Consider the following 14,625-nt stretch of genomic DNA (forward strand, 5'->3'; position numbering starts at 1 on the left):
GCGCCAGTAATCACTGGCATGGTTGGCAGGGTAGTCCTTGCTGACACCGGATGGAAGAAGCACGACGGCCCGGATCCACCGGAAGTCCCCGGACTTCCCCCAGGGCCCGCCGCCGACGTGACGGACCTATGCTGATCGCCGTGGACAAGGTCAGAGCTGCTGCGGGCGACAGAAAACGCGAGTACCGGGTGGAGGAACTGGCCGAAGCGGCCGGGATCACCACCCGCACCCTGCGCTTCTACCGTGAGCGCAAGCTGCTCCCACCACCCCGCAAGGAGGGCCGGATCGCCTGGTACGGCGAGGAGCACCTGACCCGGCTGCGGATGATCGGCGAACTGCTCGACCGCGGCCACACCCTGGGCGGGATCGCCGAACTGATCGGCGCCGGCGAGAGCGGGCGGGACGTCGCCGAGCTGATCGGGCTCGAAGCCGCGATCGTCGCCCCCTGGTCGGACGAGACCCCGGTGCGCCTGGAGTGGGAGGAGCTCAAAGCCGCCTTCGGGGACCAGCTCACCGAGGAGAACACCGCCGAATCGATCGCCCAGGGCTACATCACGGTCGAGGAGGACGGGATCACCCACGTCAGCCGCCGGCTGATGGACGCCACCACCGAGCTGGTCGCCGAGGGCGTACCGCTCTCGGCCGTCCTGGACGCCAGCCGGCGCACCCGGGAGCACGTCGACGCCATCGCCGAGATCTTCATCGACGTGGTCAGCGACCACCTGCTCAGCGTGCTCTCCGCCGACACCCCGCTGGCGCCGGGCGAGGCGGCCCGGCTCACCGAACGCATCCTGCGGGTACGGCCGCTCGCCCGCACCGTCGCCGACGCGCAGTTCACCCTCGCGATGGACCGCCGGGTGCGGGCCGAGTACGCCGAACTGCTGCGCCAGCGACGGGAGTACGGCTCCGAGGCGTAGCGGGTCGGCTGGGCGGGCAGGGATTTCCGCGCCCCGTCAGTCCGTTGAGGAGCCGCCGATGCCCCGCACCCTCGGCCGTCGAACCCCCGACCGCCGAACTCTCAGTCGCCGCACGGCACTCGGCCTCGCCGCCGGGCTCGCCCCGGGCCTCGCGCTCGCCGCCTGCGGGGCCGACTCCCCCACGCCGGGCGGCAGTCCGACCGGCTCCGGCGGTACCCGTACCGTCCAGCACGCGCGCGGCACGAGCACCGTACCGGACCGGGCCGCGCGGGTGGTGGCCCTGGACACCGACGCCCTCGACTCGGTGGTCACCCTCGGGCTGAGCCCGGTCGGCGCCACCACCGTCAGCGAGGGCGCGCCCTTCCCCGGGTACCTCCCCGCCGAGCGGCTGGCCGGGACGAAGGCGGTCGGCGCGATCGGCCAGCCCAACCTGGAGGCGATCGCGGCGCTGCGGCCGGACCTCATCCTCAGCAACCAGGTCCGCGACGACAAGCGGTACGACCAGCTCTCCAGGATCGCTCCGACCGTACTGTCCAGGACCACCGGCCCGACCTGGAAGGAGAACGTCCGGCTGCACGCCGAAGCGATGGGGCGCGCGGCCGAGGCCGAGCCGGCGGACGCGGCGTACCGGACCAAGGTGCGGGACCTCGTGACCGCACTGGGCGGGCCGACCAAGGCAGCGGCCACCCGGGTCGAGATGGCCCGCTTCCTGGCCGGCGCGCCCACCCGGCTCTACCTCGACGACACCTTCGTCGGCTCGCTGTTCAAGGACCTCGGGCTCGGCCGCCCGGCCAACCAGGGCAAGCCGGGGTTCTCACTGGAGATCAGCCCCGAGCAGGTGGACCAGGCGGCGGCCGACGTCATCTTCTACTCGGTGTACGGGGACGCGGCGAAGTCCGACCGGGCCCGGATCACCGAGGGAGCGCTGTGGAAGAACATCGACGCCGTCCGCACCGGCCGGGTGTACCAGGTGGACGACAGCCTCTGGATGCTCGGCATCGGCTACACCGGAGCCGGGCTGATCCTGGACCAGATCCGCAAGGACCTGGCGTGACGGCCGGCGGGTGGGGGCGGACGGCCGGCGACTGACAGATCACGGCGAACAGATCACAGCAAACAGATAACAGATGACAGATTTCAACATCTGTTATCTGACATCCGTTATCTGTTCGCTGTCGCCTGTCGCCTGTCGTCTGTCGTCTGTCGCCCGTCAGCCGTCCGACGCACCCGACGCACCCGACGCCAGAACCCGAACCCGGGCCCCGCAGCGCCACCCCGCAGCGCCGCCACGCACGACGGCGGGGGCGACGGTGGTCCGCACACCGTCGCCCCCGCCGCCCGACCCGGCCGTTCGGCACCCACAGTCCGACCGGGACCTGCTCGGACGCGCCCCGGGTCGGGCCTGCCCAACTCAGGCCCGACCCGGCTCAGGCCCGAGTCAGTTGACGTTGACCGCGGTCCAGGTGGCCGCGACCGCGTTGTACTCGGCGCTGTTGGCGCCGTACAGGTCCGACGCCGCGCTCAGGGTGGCCACACGGGCGCCCGCGTAGTCGGTCGTCGAGGTGAAGTACGCGGTCAGCGCCTTGTACCAGATCTGCGCGGCCTTGTCCCGGCCGATGCCGGCGAGCGAGGAGCCGTCCGCCGTCGGGCTGTTGTAGTTGAACCCGTTGATCGTCTTCGCGCCGCTGCCCTCGGACAGCAGGTAGAAGAAGTGGTTGGCCACGCCGGACGAGAAGTGCACGTCCAGGTTGCCGACGTTGGCGTCCCAGTAGTCGGCCGAGTTGCCGTCCTGGCTCGGCTGGTCCATGTAGCGCAGCGGCTTGCCGTCGCCGTTGATGTTGATGAGCTCGCCGATCTGGTAGTTCGGCGGGTTGGCGGGCAGGTTGGCGTACCACTCCACCATGGTGCCCATGATGTCGGAGGTGGCCTCGTTGAGGCCGCCGGACTCTCCCGAGTAGTTCAGGTTGGCGGTCGCCGCGGTGACGCCGTGGCTCATCTCGTGGCCGGCCACGTCGAGTTCGGTGAGCGGGGCGCTGTTGTTGTTGCCGTCGCCGTACGACATGCAGAAGCAGTCGTCGCTCCAGAACGCGTTGACGTAGTTGGAGCCGTAGTGGACCCGGCTGAGGGCGCCGACGCCGTCGTTGCGGATGCCGTTGCGGCCGAAGGTGTTCTTGTAGAAGTCCCAGGTGGTGGCGGCGCCGAACTGGGCGTCCACGGCGGCGGATTCGCGGCTGTTGTTGGTGCCGTCGCCGAAGCTGTTGCTCGGGTTGGCGAACAGCGACCCGCTGCCCGACTCGCTGTTGCTCATGTCCGTGGTGGACTGGCCGCCGCGGCTGGTGTCCTTGAGCTCGAACTGCGAGCCGTTCTGGTTGGTGTTGAGGGAGACCTGGCCGACGAAGATGCCGTTGCCGGTGCCGGTGGCGGTCTCGATCTTCTCGTGGGTGGAGAGGACCTTGCCGTCGGCCGCGTCGGTGACCAGGATCTGGGCGCTCGGGGTGCCGTCGGCGCGCACGCCCTCGACGGTGGTCCGGTAGGCCAGGCGCGGGTTGCCGTCGGTGGCCCAGACGACCAGCTCGGCCTTGCCGACCTGGTGGACGCCGGTGATCGGGGCCTGGTCGGCGTCGATGGTCTGGCCGATGGTGGCCTTGACCGTGCCGGCGGCCTGGTCGGCGGCCTTGTCCGCGGGGATCTTCGGGGTCAGGCTCGGCAGCGCGATCCGGGCGGAGACGGCCTTGTCGACCGACTTCACGCCACCGTCGGACTTCTGGTGGACGACCAGGTCGCCACCGATCACCGGAAGGCCGGCGTAGGTGCGCTCGAAGCGCAGGTGCTTGGTGCCGTCCTGGTCGACGACGGCGTCCTTGGCCACCAGCTTCTCCTGGCCGCCGAGGCCGAGCACCTGGGCGAGCGGGGTGGACTGACCCTGGGCCACGGCGAGCACGGCCGCGTGCTGGGAGGCGGCCTGCGCCTGCAGCGACGGGGCCGCGGGGGCGGCCTGGGCGGTGGTGGCCACCTGGATGACACCGGTCAGCATGGCCGTGGCCGAGAGCACGGCGACAGCAGCGAGCTTACGCTTCAACGTAAGAGTCCTTCCGGGAAACCGCGTCTGGGCGCGGTCGCACCACGCTCCGGGGGCCGGGGTCGGCACCTGTGGGGCGGAGCGGGCGCTGACGTGCAGGAACCCCGTGCGGTCGAGCGGCTTGCCACCGAGGGGTGGGGGTGGGGGCTACCGCTGGGGGGTGACCAGAAGCATGACAATCCAACAGATGAATTGACAGGTCTGCATCAGTGATTGGCCAGGTCCCGCCAGTTGGTAAAGGGATTCAAAAGGCGGTCAAACCGGGGCAATGCGAGCGGCCTTGCAGGGGGTTCCGATCCGAACCAGGCCCGACCGCCTGCGCCGACAGCGGATCGGTCACCGACCACCGGCCGGGGTGTCAATACCGATGACCGGCCGATCGGCTTTTACATCCTTGTAGAAGTTTCCATACACACCCTTGATGCCCCATTGGCGAGGTCCCGCCATCGAACGCCCTTGCCCGCCGGGGCGACGGCCTGATAGGACCGGCGCCCCGGTGACCGGCCGCCTACGCGCCGTACTCCCGTGCGGCGGCCAGCAGTTGGCGCAACGAGGGGTTCACCATCGGACGGCCGGCCACCCGCACCGTCGGCACGGTCTCGTTGCCGTCCGCGACCGAGCGCACGTAGGCGGCCGCGTCCGGGTCCTTCCAGATGTTGACCCGGGTGAAGCGGCGGCTGTACCGCAGGCGGGTGAAGAGCAGCCCGAACCGCAGCTTCATGCAGTAAGTGCACAAGGGGCGCCAGTAGAGCACCACTTCACCGCTCCCGGCCACCCCGTCCGTCGCCGAACCGTCCGTCGCCGCGCCGCTCGTTGCACCGCTCGCCGCGCCGCTCGTTGCGTCCGTCACTGCAGCCTCCACTCCTGCGCCGTGTTCCCGGGTGTGCACGCGACCATGGTGAGCTCGTTGCCGGGGCCGTTGTCCGTCATGCACGACTGGTTCTGGTAGTCGCCCAGCGTGTACGAGCCCGGGGTGCTGCCGTTGCGGACCGTCCACCGGGTCAGGAAGCTGTAGCCGTTGCTCAGCACGACCTTGCCGTCCATGGTCTGGACGAGCTGCGGGCCGCCGTTGTTGCAGGCGTTGAACAGGATCCAGTTGCCCGGGTCGGTGGCACGCACCCAGCCGTACTGCGAGGCGCCGCCGAGGACGATCGGGTTGTCGCCGTTGAGGTTGTCGCTGCGCATCCCGATCGGGCGGCCGTCCTTGACGCTGACGATGGTGCTCCAACTGCTGCCGCCGCAGGACGCGGGGCGGCCGGCCGCCGGCGGGGCGGGCGGGTTCCCACCCGCCGACGAACCACCCGAACCACCTGAACCTCCCGAACTGCCCGAGCCGGCTGAACCGCCTCCCTGGGAGGCCGGGTTGCCGGGCTTGGACGGCGGCTGGTCCGCCGCCGTCCCCCCGCCGGCGGGCTGGCCACCCGAAGCCCCTCCGGCGGCCGCGCCGCCACCGGGATTCGAGCCGCCGCGCCCCTGGGCGGCGCCGCTTCCGCCGCCGCCCTGGGCCGGTACGGGTACGGGCAGTTGGGTGCCGGGCGGCGCCCCGCCGACGGTGGCCTGCTGGTCGGCGCTCGGGGCGGCCGACGGGGTGTCGGTCGGTGACGGCATGACGGGTCCGGAGGTGGTTGCGGCCGGGGTGGTGGCGGCCGGGGCCGCCGGGACCGTCACCACCACGGTGGGCTGGGCGGCGGGCGGCACGGCCGCGTCGGACCGGCCGGGGCCGCGGTCGACCAGCAGCACCGTCGCCGTGCCCATCGAGATCACGATCGGGACGACCACCGGGAGCAGCAGGGTACGGCGCGAGCGGCGTCGGCCCGGCTCGGTCTCCGCCTGCGGGTCCGTCCGCACCAACTGCTCCGGAGCGGCTGGTGCGGCGCCGACAGCGGCCCCCACCGGGACGACTGCGGCGGCGTCCGCGGCACCAGGAGCCGCACCGGCCGGGTCAGCGGGCGCAGCACCGGGCGCCGCACCGCCCGCCGGGGCCGCACCGGCGTCCGCCCGGAGGTCGACCGTCCCGCTGTCCGCAGCCTTCCGGGCCGCCCCCGGCAGCCCGATCGCCACCCGGGCCGCCGCCGCCATCCCGGCGGCGCTCTCGAAGCGGTCCTCGGGCTGCTTGGCCAGCGCGGTGGCGATCAGCGCCCGGACCGCCGCCGGGAAGGTCTCCGGCAACTCCGGTACCGGCTGGTTGACGTGCTTGAGCGCGACCTGCAGCGGCCCCTCTCCCTGGTACGGCACCCGCCCGACCAGGAGCTCGTAGCCGACCACGCCGATCGAGTACAGGTCGGAGGCCGGGCCGGTGGTCTCCCCCGAGGCCTGCTCGGGGGACATGTAGGCCGCGGTGCCGATGACCGCGTACGGCGCGGTGAGCTTGGTGCTGGCGACGGCCCGGGCGATGCCGAAGTCGGTGATCACCACCCCGCCGTCCTCGCGCACCATCAGGTTGGAGGGCTTGAGGTCACGGTGCACGATCCCCCGCCGGTGGGCGGCGTGCAGCGCGTCCAGGGCGTCGGCGAGCAGGCGCAGCGCCCGCTCGGCGCTCATCGGACCGTCGTCCTCGAGTACCCGGTCCAGCGGCCGGCCCTCGATCAGGTCCATCACGATGTAGGCGCAGCGGGCGTCGTCGCCGTCCCCGCCGCTCTCCCCGTAGTCGTGCACGCCCACGATGCCGGGGTGGTCGACCGCGGCGACCAGCTGGGCCTCACGGCGGAACCGCTGGAGGCCGGTGCCGTCCTCGAACAGGTCCGCGCGGAGGATCTTCACGGCGACCGGCCGGGCCAGCACCCCGTCCTCGGCCCGCCAGACCGACCCCATCCCCCCGCCGCCGACCTTCTCGACCAGCGTGTACCGCCCGCCGAGCACGGTGCCCGCGCTACTCATCTCCCCTGCCCCCAGGTGTCATGACCCTCCCCGCCGGGTCGTCGGCACACAGTGTGCCAGAGCGTGCCGCGGGCCCAGCAGCCGCTGTGAGGAGGGGGATTGCCCCCGGAAGTCAGGCCTTCCGGGCGATTCGGACCTGCCGGGACACGGCCCGGACGGCCTCGGCAACCACCCCCGGCCGGTCCTGGTGGACGGCGTGCCCGGCCCCGGGCACCACCAGGTGGACGCCGAGGGCGGTACCGGCCGTGATCCGCGCCTGCGCGGCGGTGAACCGGGCCCGCAGCCCGCGGGGCAGCCCCAGCGTCGCGCTCAGCACGGTGACCGGCACCTCGGGTGACGGCCCGGCGGCCCGGAGACGGCGCAGCTGCCCGGTCGCCCGGTTCGACAGCCGGTTCTCGGCCCGTACGGCCCGCCGCTGGTGGGGGTGGGCGAGGACGGCCGCCTCGGCCCGGTCCGCCGCGTTGCCCGGGCCCGGCGCATCCCCCGGCCCCGGCGCATCCCTCGGCCCCAACCCGGCGGGCGCCCGCGCCGCCCGGAGCAGCCCGATCTGCAGCAGCAGCGACTCGATCACGCTGATCGCGCGCGGTCGGAAGTCCTCGTGCGCCGGATCGATCAGGACCAGTCCGGCGACCAGTTCCGGCCGCTCCCGGGCCAGGAGTTGAGCCAGTTGCCCGCCCCAGCTGTGCCCGACCAGCACCACCGGCCCGGCGTCCAGGTGCCGGACCAGCGCGGCCAGGTCCGCGACCTGCGCGGCCAGGGTCGGGGCCGGGGAGCGGTCGGGTTCGCTGGCGCCGAGCCCGGCCCGGTCGTACGCCACGACCCTGGCCCACCCGGCGAGTTCGGGCAGCAGCGGGGCCCAGGTGAGCGAGCTGGTGCCCATCCCGGTGACCAGGACGACCGGCACACCGCCGCCCGGCCCGGAGCCCGACCCCGGACCATCGCCCGGTCCGCCATCCGGACCGTCGCCCGGCACCGGCACCGCGCCGGGCCCTGCCTCCAGCCAGCGCAACGCCCGTCCGCCACGGTCGAGTTCACCCCGTCGCACACCGCCGGGCAGGTGCTCGGCCAGTGCCTCGGCGATGACCTGCTGAACTCCGGTCAGGGCCGGTGCCCGGCCGGTCCGCACACCCCACCTGCTGGTTGCCACTTCCGCTCCCCCGATCGGCCGCCACGACGGAGCCACCTTACGTCGCTCCGTCCACGACCGGCCGGGGGTGCCTGGGGTGCCTGGGGTGCCTGGGCGGCGAACCGGGGCGCTACGCCGGCAGGTTGCGCTTCAACAGGTCGAACAGTGCCGACCAGTGCCGGGCGTCACCGCCCGCGTCGTACCGGGTGGTGTCAGCCTGGGTGTAGCCGTGCCCGGCGCCCTCGTACACCTCCGCCCGGTGGCGGACCCCGGCGGCGGTGAGCGCCTCGTCGAGGCGGGCGATCTGCTCGGGCGGCATCGACACGTCCTGGTCGGCGTGGCCGAAGTACAGCTCCGCGGTGATGCGTTCGGCGCGCAGGTGCGGGCTGCCCGGGCGGTCGGTGGCCAGGTGGCCGCCGTGGAAGCCGCCGACCGCGGCGATCCGGTCCGGGTGGCTGACGGCGGCGCTCAGGGCCAGGTAGGCGCCGAGGCAGTAGCCGGTGACGCCGATCGGACCGTCCTGGACCAGCGGGGACTCCTCGAACCAGGCCAGGAAGGCGCCCGCGTCGCGCGCGGCCGTCTCCGGGTCCCTGGCGGCGAGGAGCAGCGGGCCGAGCTGGGCGAAGATCTCGTCGCACTGCTCGATGTCGATCATCTCGGGCAGTTCCACCAGCGGTGCGCGGCCGCTGCGGTAGTACAGGTTCGGGACGAGGACGGTGTACCCGGCCTCGGCGATCCGGTCGGCCATGGCCTTCAGGTGGGGCCGGAGCCCGAAGGCGTCCTGGTAGAGCAGCACGCCGGGGTAGGGCAGGCCGTCATCGGGGTGGGTGAGATAGGCGTCGGCGGCGCCGTCTGCTGCCGGAATGTCCACGAGGGTTCCGCGCACAGTCATGGGTGAGAGCTCTCCTTAGGGTCGCGGGCAGCGTAACCGCTGCGGGCCCGGAACCGGGAACGCTCATGTCGGGACGACACGTTGGGCCTGACATGGGGCTGGTCGTGGGAGTGGCGTGCGTGGCCTTGGCCGCGGTCGGGCTGGTGCTACTGGCGAGTTGGCAGGTGTGGTCCGAGTCCTCGCCGCGCCGTCGTGAGCGCACGCCTGGAGCCGGTGGTGGTGGCGGCGGTGGCGGTGGCGGCGTGCTGGGCGAGATGCACGCGCTGTTCAGTCCGGGCAAGCGGATCCAGGTCGAGCAGCGCCGGGAGCAGACCTCCCGCCGGGACGACACCCTGACCGGAGCCCCGCCGCACTTCGGGGTCGACCTGGACCGTGGCGTGGCGGTGCTGCGCCGGCCGGACAGCGCCAAAGGCCCCGGCACCGGCACCGAGCGTTAGGGCGGGCGCGGGCCGGGCAGGGGCGGGGCGCGTTCCGTGGACCGTCCGTCAGAACCGGCGGATCCGCTCCTCGTCCGTGGTGCGCGGGCAGGTCAGACAGGCGAGCGCCTCGGGCCCGACGGCGTAGTAGAGGCAGCAGCCGAGCCGGGTGCGGGTGTGGTGGTCCTGGCCGTCCGGCGTGCGCAGCCGGCGGAAGTCGGCGGCTCCGGGCAGCGGCAGGGTGCCGCCGGGCAGCAGGGCCGCGGCGGCGACGACGGCGGCGTCCTCCCCGGCCGTGACACCCCCAGCCGTAGCGCTCCCGGCCGTAGTACCCCCGGCCGCGTCGTCCTGCGCGTCGAGCATCCGGCCGAGGTACCAGACGGCGGAGGCGAGGTCGTCGGTCACCATGCCCCAGAGCGCGCGGTCGCGGCGCCGGGTCGGTCCGGCGAACGCGGCGAGCACCGGTTCGAGGTGGGCCACCACGGCGGCCCGTAGTTCGGCGCGCAGTTCGTCGTCGCCGGGGAGGGTGACGTGCCCGCGCGGGCGCAGGGCGAGGTCGCCGGTCGGGGCGTGCAGCCAGAGGTCGGCGGGGTCGACGGCGGGGACGCGCCGGGCGAGGTGCCAGGGGCCGGCGACGAGCAGGCAGACGGACCAGGCGTAGTGATGGAGCAGTCGGGAGGCGGTGACGTGCGGGCGGGGCGCGCGGCCGTGTTCGGCGGCGATCCGCTCCTCCGCCCCGGCCAGGACGGCGGCCAGGGCCTGTTCGTCGGTGGCGAGTCGGGCGCCCGAGTACCAGCCGTCGGCGGCCGAGGGGTCGGGTTCGGCGGGGTCGAGCAGGTGCAGCCGGAGCGCGGGGCAGAGGTCGCGCAGCCGCCGGTAGTCGCCGGTGAGGACGGTCGACCGGTCCCCGGGGCGAACGGGCCGGGAGTCGACCGGCCGGGAGCAGGCGGGTGCGACGGGCAGGGGTGTTCCGGGGACCATCCGCACTCCCGAGTTCGACTCCGAGTGATCGTTAAGGTGAGGCTCACCTTACAATGCCTCAAAGGGTGCACCGACCACCGAGCTGCGCACCCCTGTGTGATGTACGACCATCGGCACGATCTTGACGAATTTAGGCAAACCTAACCTAAGATGTCGACTCGTGCTGAGAACCGACCCACCCGCCACCACAGCCCCGGCGACGCCCCGTCCCGCGGCGGCGCTCCAGCGGCCGCTGCTGCTGGTCGCCGGTGTGGCCGCACTCGTGCTGTGCGCCGCCCTGAGCCTCGCGCTGGGCTCCCGCGCCATCCCGCTGTCCACCGTCGTCGACGCCCTCACCGGCGCCGCCCACGGCGGGGACGCCGACGTGGTGACGGGCCTTCGGGTCCCGCGCACGCTCATCGGCCTGGCCGTCGGAGCCGCGCTCGGCGTCGCCGGGGCGGTTGCCCAGGGCGTCACCCGCAACCCGCTGGCCTCCCCGGTCACCCTCGGCATCAACGCCGGCGCGAGCCTCGCCGTGGTCGCCGCGATCTACGCGCTGGACCTCTCCCGCCCCTCCCAGTACGTCTGGTTCGCCTTCGCCGGGGCGGCCGTCGCCGCCGTCTCCGCCTACGGCATGTCCCGGCGCGGCGGGGACCTCGACCCGATCCGGCTCGCGCTCGGCGGCACCGTGCTCACCGTGGTGCTCACCTCCTGGACCTCCGCGCTGATGCTGGCCAGTCACCGCACCCTGGACGAGGCCCGGTTCTGGCTGGCCGGCTCGATCGCCGGACGCCACCTGGACACCCTCACCCCGGTGCTGCCGTTCCTGGCGCTCGGCCTGGTGGCCGCCTTCGCGATCTCCCCCGCGCTCAACGCGCTGGCCCTGGGCGACGAGACCGCCCAGGCACTGGGCGTGCCGGTGGCGCGGATCCGGGTGGTCGGCGGACTGGCCGTCGTCCTGCTCGCGGGCAGTGCGGTCGCCGTCTCCGGACCGGTGGCGTTCATCGGACTGGCCGCGCCGCACCTGGTCCGCGCCCTCCTCGGCAACGACCACCGCTGGCTGCTGCCCGGCTGCCTGATCACCGGCCCGCTGCTGCTGCTCGCCGCCGACGTGCTCGGCCGGCTCGTGGTGCAGCCCTCCGAGATCGAGGTCGGCATCGTCACCGCCTTCCTCGGCGCGCCGCTGCTCGCGGTGCTGGCCCGGAAGGTGGCCAAGTGAACGACCGGAACCAGCGAACCGTCAAGAGGTGCACCGTGCGTGGCGTGAGCGGGACGACCGCCGGCCGGAACGGGGTGGGCGCATGAGCTCGCTCGCCGTCCCGATGGGCGCGATCGCGCGCCGCCGGGCCCGTACCGCCGCCTGGTCGCTGCTGGCCGTCGCCCTGCTGGTGGTGCTCACCGGCATCGCGCTCGGCACCGGCCAGGTGAACATCTCCGCCTGGGACGCGCTGCGCGCCCTGTTCGGCCAGGGCCAGTCCGGCGACGTCCTGGTGGTGCAGCAGTTCCGGGCGCCGCGCGTGGTGTCCGCGCTGATCGCGGGAGCCGGGCTGGCGATGGCCGGCTCGATGCTGCAGCGGCTGTTCCGCAACCCGCTGGCCGCCCCCGACACGATCGGCATCACCGGCGGCGCCTCCTTCGGCGCGGTGCTGATGCTCGCCACCGGCGCCTCCCAGCAGCTGATCCCGCTGGCCGCGGTCGGCGGCGGGCTGCTCGCCGCGCTGCTGCTCGGCGGCCTGGCCTGGCGCTCCAGGATGGCCGTGACCCGGCTGGTGCTGGTCGGCCTGGCGGTCCAGCAGGGCCTGGCCGCCGCCGTGAACCTGATGATCGTACGGTTCCCGGCCGAACTGGCCTCCTCCGCCATGCAGTGGACCACCGGCTCGCTGTACGGGCGCAACTGGACCGAGGTGTGGATCGGCGGCACCGCCATCGCCCTCACCGCCGGGGCCCTCGTGCTCTGCCAGCGGCGGGTCGCCGTCCTCGACCTCGGCGACGACTCGGCCGGCGGCCTCGGCCTCGACCCCGCCCGGGACCGGCTCTGGCTGCTGCTGCTCACCATCACCCTCGCCTCGCTGGCCGCCGCCCTCACCGGACCGGTCGCCTTCGTCGCCCTCGCCGTCCCCCACCTGGTCCGGCTGCTCGCCGGGCCGCCCACCCCCGGCACCCTCGGCCTCACCGCGCTCACCGGCGCCGTGCTGCTGCTCGCGGCCGACCTCCTCGTGCTGCACGTGATCCCCGTCCACGGCCTGCCGGTCGGTGCCGTCACCGCCACCCTCGGCGCGCCCTGGCTCCTGGTGCTGATGATCCGCCAGGGCCGGCTTCCCCAGAGGAGCAGCTGATGACCTCCCTCCCGGCCCCCACGACCGCCAACCGGCTCGCCGCCCACGGCCTCGGACTGCGCTACGGCGACCGGACCATCGTCGACGGCCTCGACCTCGAACTCCCCGGCGGCGCCGTCACCGCGATCGTCGGACCGAACGCCTGCGGCAAGTCGACCCTGCTGCGCGGTCTCGTCCGGCTGCTCGACCCGGCCGCCGGCACGGTCACCCTCGACGGCGCCGACATCCACCGGATGCCCGCCCGCACCCTCGCCAAGCGGATGGGCCTGCTGCCGCAGCAGCCCGTCACGCCGGAGGCGGTCACCGTCGAGGCGCTGGTCCGGCTCGGACGCTACCCGCACCAGCGGATGCTCAGCCCGTGGTCCAAGGCCGACCAGGCCGCGGTCGAGGAGGCGCTGGAGCGCACCGGGACCGCCGAACTGCGCGACCGGCAGGTCGACCGGCTCTCCGGGGGGCAGCGCCAGCGGGTCTGGATCGCGCTCGCGCTCGCCCAGGAGACCGACCTGCTGCTGCTCGACGAGCCGACCACCTTCCTCGACCTGCGGCACCAGCTCGACGTGCTCGACCTGGTCGCCGACCTGCACACCGAGGCCGGACGCACCGTCGTCATGGTGCTGCACGACCTCGGGCAGGCCGCGCGGTACGCCGACCACCTGGTGGTGCTCAAGGACGGGCGGCTCGCCGCGGCCGGTCCGCCCGCGGAGGTCCTGACGGCCGAACTGGTCGAGGCCGTCTTCGGCGTGCCGTGCCGGGTGGTGCCCGACCCGGAGACCGGCACTCCGCTGGTCGTGCCGCGGGCCCGGGTGCGCACTGCCGCCGCGTCCGCCGTGTCCGCCGCGTCGGCCACCGTCTGACCTCCTCCTCCCGTCCCCCCTTCTCTTCCGCCTCCCCGTTCGACCCGATCCAAGGAACTCCGATGAACCGCCGACTCCCCGTCGCCGTCCTCGCCGTCACGCTGTCCGCCACGCTCCTCGCCGCCTGCGGCAGCAACGGGGACGGCGCCAAGTCCGGCGGTGACTCCGGCTCCTCCGCCGCCGCCTCGGCCGGCACCGCCGCCGGCTTCCCGCGCTCCGTCAAGCACGCCGCCGGGACCGCCCAGATCAAGTCCCAGCCCAAGCGCGTCGTGGTGCTGGACAGCGGTGAGCTGGACGACGTCACGCTGCTCGGCATCACGCCGGTCGGCGCGGTGTCCCCGCACATGAAGACCGAGGGCGGGTTCCCGAACTACCTCAAGGACAAGATCAAGGACACCAAGGACGTCGGCCCGATGAACGAGCCGAACCTGGAGCTGATCACCTCCCTCAAGCCCGACCTGATCCTCTCCTCCAAGGTCCGGCACGCCAAGGTGTACGACCAGCTGAACGCGATCGCGCCGACCGTGCTGGCCGAGACCACCGGCTTCCCGTGGAAGGAGAACCTGGCGCTGTACGCCCAGGCCCTCGGCAAGGAGGACGAGGCGAAGAAGGCGCTGGCCGACTACGAGGAGCGGGCGCACAAGCTGGGCGAGGCGATCAAGGCCAAGTACAACGGGACGATGCCGACCGCCTCGGTGGTCCGCTTCGTGGCCGGGCCGACCCGCCTGTACGCGAAGGCCTCGTACAGCGGCGTGGTCCTCAAGGACGTCGGCCTGACCCGCCCGGCCCCGCAGGACGTGGACAAGAACATCATCGAGGTCAGCGCCGAGCAGGTCAGCCAGGCCGACGCTGACCTGGTGTTCGTCACCACTGCTGACGACCCGTCCAAGACCAAGGAGAGCGAGGTCCAGCAGACCCCGGTCTGGCAGGGCCTGAACGCCGTCAAGAACAACAAGGTCTTCACCGTGCCGGACGAGACCTGGATGTCCGGCATCGGTGTCCAGGCCGCGGACGCGATGCTCGTCGACATCGCCAAGGCGGCGGGCGTGGACGCGCCCAAGTAGTCGTCGCGCCACAACGAACAGCTGACGGCGAACAGATTTCAGAATTCAACTTTCAGAGTTCATCTTTCAGACGACAGATAACAGATAACAGATTTCAAACTCTG

The 14,625-nt window shown here is 73.1% G+C and carries 13 protein-coding genes; 7 read left to right on the top strand and 6 right to left on the bottom strand.

What is annotated here, in order from left to right:
- The first annotated feature begins 128 nt into the window (after positions 1–128).
- Together ACFY2K_RS06040 and ACFY2K_RS06045 are read left to right on the top strand one after the other, a co-directional pair.
- A complete protein-coding gene (locus ACFY2K_RS06040; RefSeq protein WP_375891348.1) occupies positions 129–917 on the top strand; it encodes a MerR family transcriptional regulator in 789 nt (262 codons plus the stop codon).
- A gap of 58 nt (positions 918–975) precedes the next feature.
- Entirely contained in the window at positions 976–1,971 is a 996-nt protein-coding gene (locus ACFY2K_RS06045; RefSeq protein ID WP_387709828.1) for an ABC transporter substrate-binding protein, read from the top strand.
- Between the two features lie 384 nt (positions 1,972–2,355).
- Here ACFY2K_RS06045 and ACFY2K_RS06050 read toward each other — a convergent pair whose 3' ends face one another.
- The 5 genes from ACFY2K_RS06050 to ACFY2K_RS06070 form a co-directional block, all read right to left on the bottom strand.
- Positions 2,356–3,951: a M4 family metallopeptidase gene (locus ACFY2K_RS06050; protein ID WP_380589995.1), complete on the bottom strand. Its 1,596-nt coding sequence runs from the start codon at positions 3,949–3,951 to the stop codon at positions 2,356–2,358.
- A gap of 553 nt (positions 3,952–4,504) precedes the next feature.
- Positions 4,505–4,846: a glutaredoxin domain-containing protein gene (locus tag ACFY2K_RS06055; protein ID WP_380589890.1), complete on the bottom strand. Its 342-nt coding sequence runs from the start codon at positions 4,844–4,846 to the stop codon at positions 4,505–4,507.
- Positions 4,843–6,873 (bottom strand): serine/threonine-protein kinase, encoded by a 2,031-nt coding sequence (locus ACFY2K_RS06060; protein WP_387709831.1) that lies wholly within the window; start codon positions 6,871–6,873, stop codon positions 4,843–4,845. The genes ACFY2K_RS06055 and ACFY2K_RS06060 overlap by 4 nt, the downstream gene beginning before the upstream one ends.
- A gap of 112 nt (positions 6,874–6,985) precedes the next feature.
- Positions 6,986–8,020 (bottom strand): alpha/beta fold hydrolase, encoded by a 1,035-nt coding sequence (locus tag ACFY2K_RS06065; protein ID WP_387709833.1) that lies wholly within the window; start codon positions 8,018–8,020, stop codon positions 6,986–6,988.
- A 109-nt stretch (positions 8,021–8,129) separates the two neighbouring features.
- Positions 8,130–8,891, bottom strand: a complete 762-nt coding sequence (locus ACFY2K_RS06070; RefSeq protein WP_380521025.1) for a dienelactone hydrolase family protein — start codon at positions 8,889–8,891, stop codon at positions 8,130–8,132.
- 119 nt (positions 8,892–9,010) lie between these two features.
- On the opposite strand from ACFY2K_RS06070, the gene ACFY2K_RS06075 reads away from it, so the two are divergent.
- On the top strand, positions 9,011–9,328 hold the full coding sequence (locus ACFY2K_RS06075; RefSeq protein ID WP_387709835.1) for a DUF6191 domain-containing protein: 318 nt from the start codon (positions 9,011–9,013) through the stop codon (positions 9,326–9,328).
- A 48-nt stretch (positions 9,329–9,376) separates the two neighbouring features.
- On the opposite strand, the gene ACFY2K_RS06080 is transcribed toward ACFY2K_RS06075, so the two are convergent.
- The gene (locus tag ACFY2K_RS06080) at positions 9,377–10,288 is read right to left on the bottom strand and encodes an iron-sulfur protein (protein WP_387709837.1); all 912 of its coding nucleotides are present in this window, start codon (positions 10,286–10,288) and stop codon (positions 9,377–9,379) included.
- Positions 10,289–10,520: 232 nt separating this feature from the next.
- Between ACFY2K_RS06080 and ACFY2K_RS06085 the strand changes: the two genes are divergently transcribed.
- From ACFY2K_RS06085 to ACFY2K_RS06100, 4 genes are all read left to right on the top strand, one after another.
- Entirely contained in the window at positions 10,521–11,486 is a 966-nt protein-coding gene (locus ACFY2K_RS06085; RefSeq protein ID WP_375891472.1) for a FecCD family ABC transporter permease, read from the top strand.
- An 82-nt stretch (positions 11,487–11,568) separates the two neighbouring features.
- Positions 11,569–12,603, top strand: coding sequence for a FecCD family ABC transporter permease (locus tag ACFY2K_RS06090; protein WP_380644470.1), 1,035 nt, complete (start codon positions 11,569–11,571; stop codon positions 12,601–12,603).
- Entirely contained in the window at positions 12,603–13,457 is an 855-nt protein-coding gene (locus ACFY2K_RS06095; protein WP_387709840.1) for an ABC transporter ATP-binding protein, read from the top strand. The genes ACFY2K_RS06090 and ACFY2K_RS06095 overlap by 1 nt, the downstream gene beginning before the upstream one ends.
- Positions 13,458–13,519: 62 nt before the next feature.
- Positions 13,520–14,521, top strand: a complete 1,002-nt coding sequence (locus ACFY2K_RS06100; protein ID WP_380521015.1) for an ABC transporter substrate-binding protein — start codon at positions 13,520–13,522, stop codon at positions 14,519–14,521.
- Positions 14,522–14,625 lie beyond the last annotated feature (104 nt).

It is taken from the genome of Kitasatospora sp. NPDC001309, from assembly GCF_042896295.1.
In the GTDB taxonomy this organism is placed as follows: Bacteria; Actinomycetota; Actinomycetes; order Streptomycetales; family Streptomycetaceae; genus Kitasatospora.

Bases quoted from the DNA above. Each gene is read 5' to 3' on its own strand.
- ACFY2K_RS06040 (WP_375891348.1), top strand. From the start codon at position 129: ATGCTGATCGCCGTGGACAAGGTCAGAGCTGCTGCGGGCGACAGAAAA.
- ACFY2K_RS06045 (WP_387709828.1), top strand. From the start codon at position 976: ATGCCCCGCACCCTCGGCCGTCGAACCCCCGACCGCCGAACTCTCAGT.
- ACFY2K_RS06050 (WP_380589995.1), bottom strand. From the start codon at position 3,951: ATGCTGACCGGTGTCATCCAGGTGGCCACCACCGCCCAGGCCGCCCCC.
- ACFY2K_RS06060 (WP_387709831.1), bottom strand. From the start codon at position 6,873: ATGAGTAGCGCGGGCACCGTGCTCGGCGGGCGGTACACGCTGGTCGAG.
- ACFY2K_RS06070 (WP_380521025.1), bottom strand. From the start codon at position 8,891: ATGACTGTGCGCGGAACCCTCGTGGACATTCCGGCAGCAGACGGCGCC.
- ACFY2K_RS06080 (WP_387709837.1), bottom strand. From the start codon at position 10,288: ATGGTCCCCGGAACACCCCTGCCCGTCGCACCCGCCTGCTCCCGGCCG.
- ACFY2K_RS06090 (WP_380644470.1), top strand. From the start codon at position 11,569: ATGAGCTCGCTCGCCGTCCCGATGGGCGCGATCGCGCGCCGCCGGGCC.
- ACFY2K_RS06095 (WP_387709840.1), top strand. From the start codon at position 12,603: ATGACCTCCCTCCCGGCCCCCACGACCGCCAACCGGCTCGCCGCCCAC.
- ACFY2K_RS06100 (WP_380521015.1), top strand. From the start codon at position 13,520: ATGAACCGCCGACTCCCCGTCGCCGTCCTCGCCGTCACGCTGTCCGCC.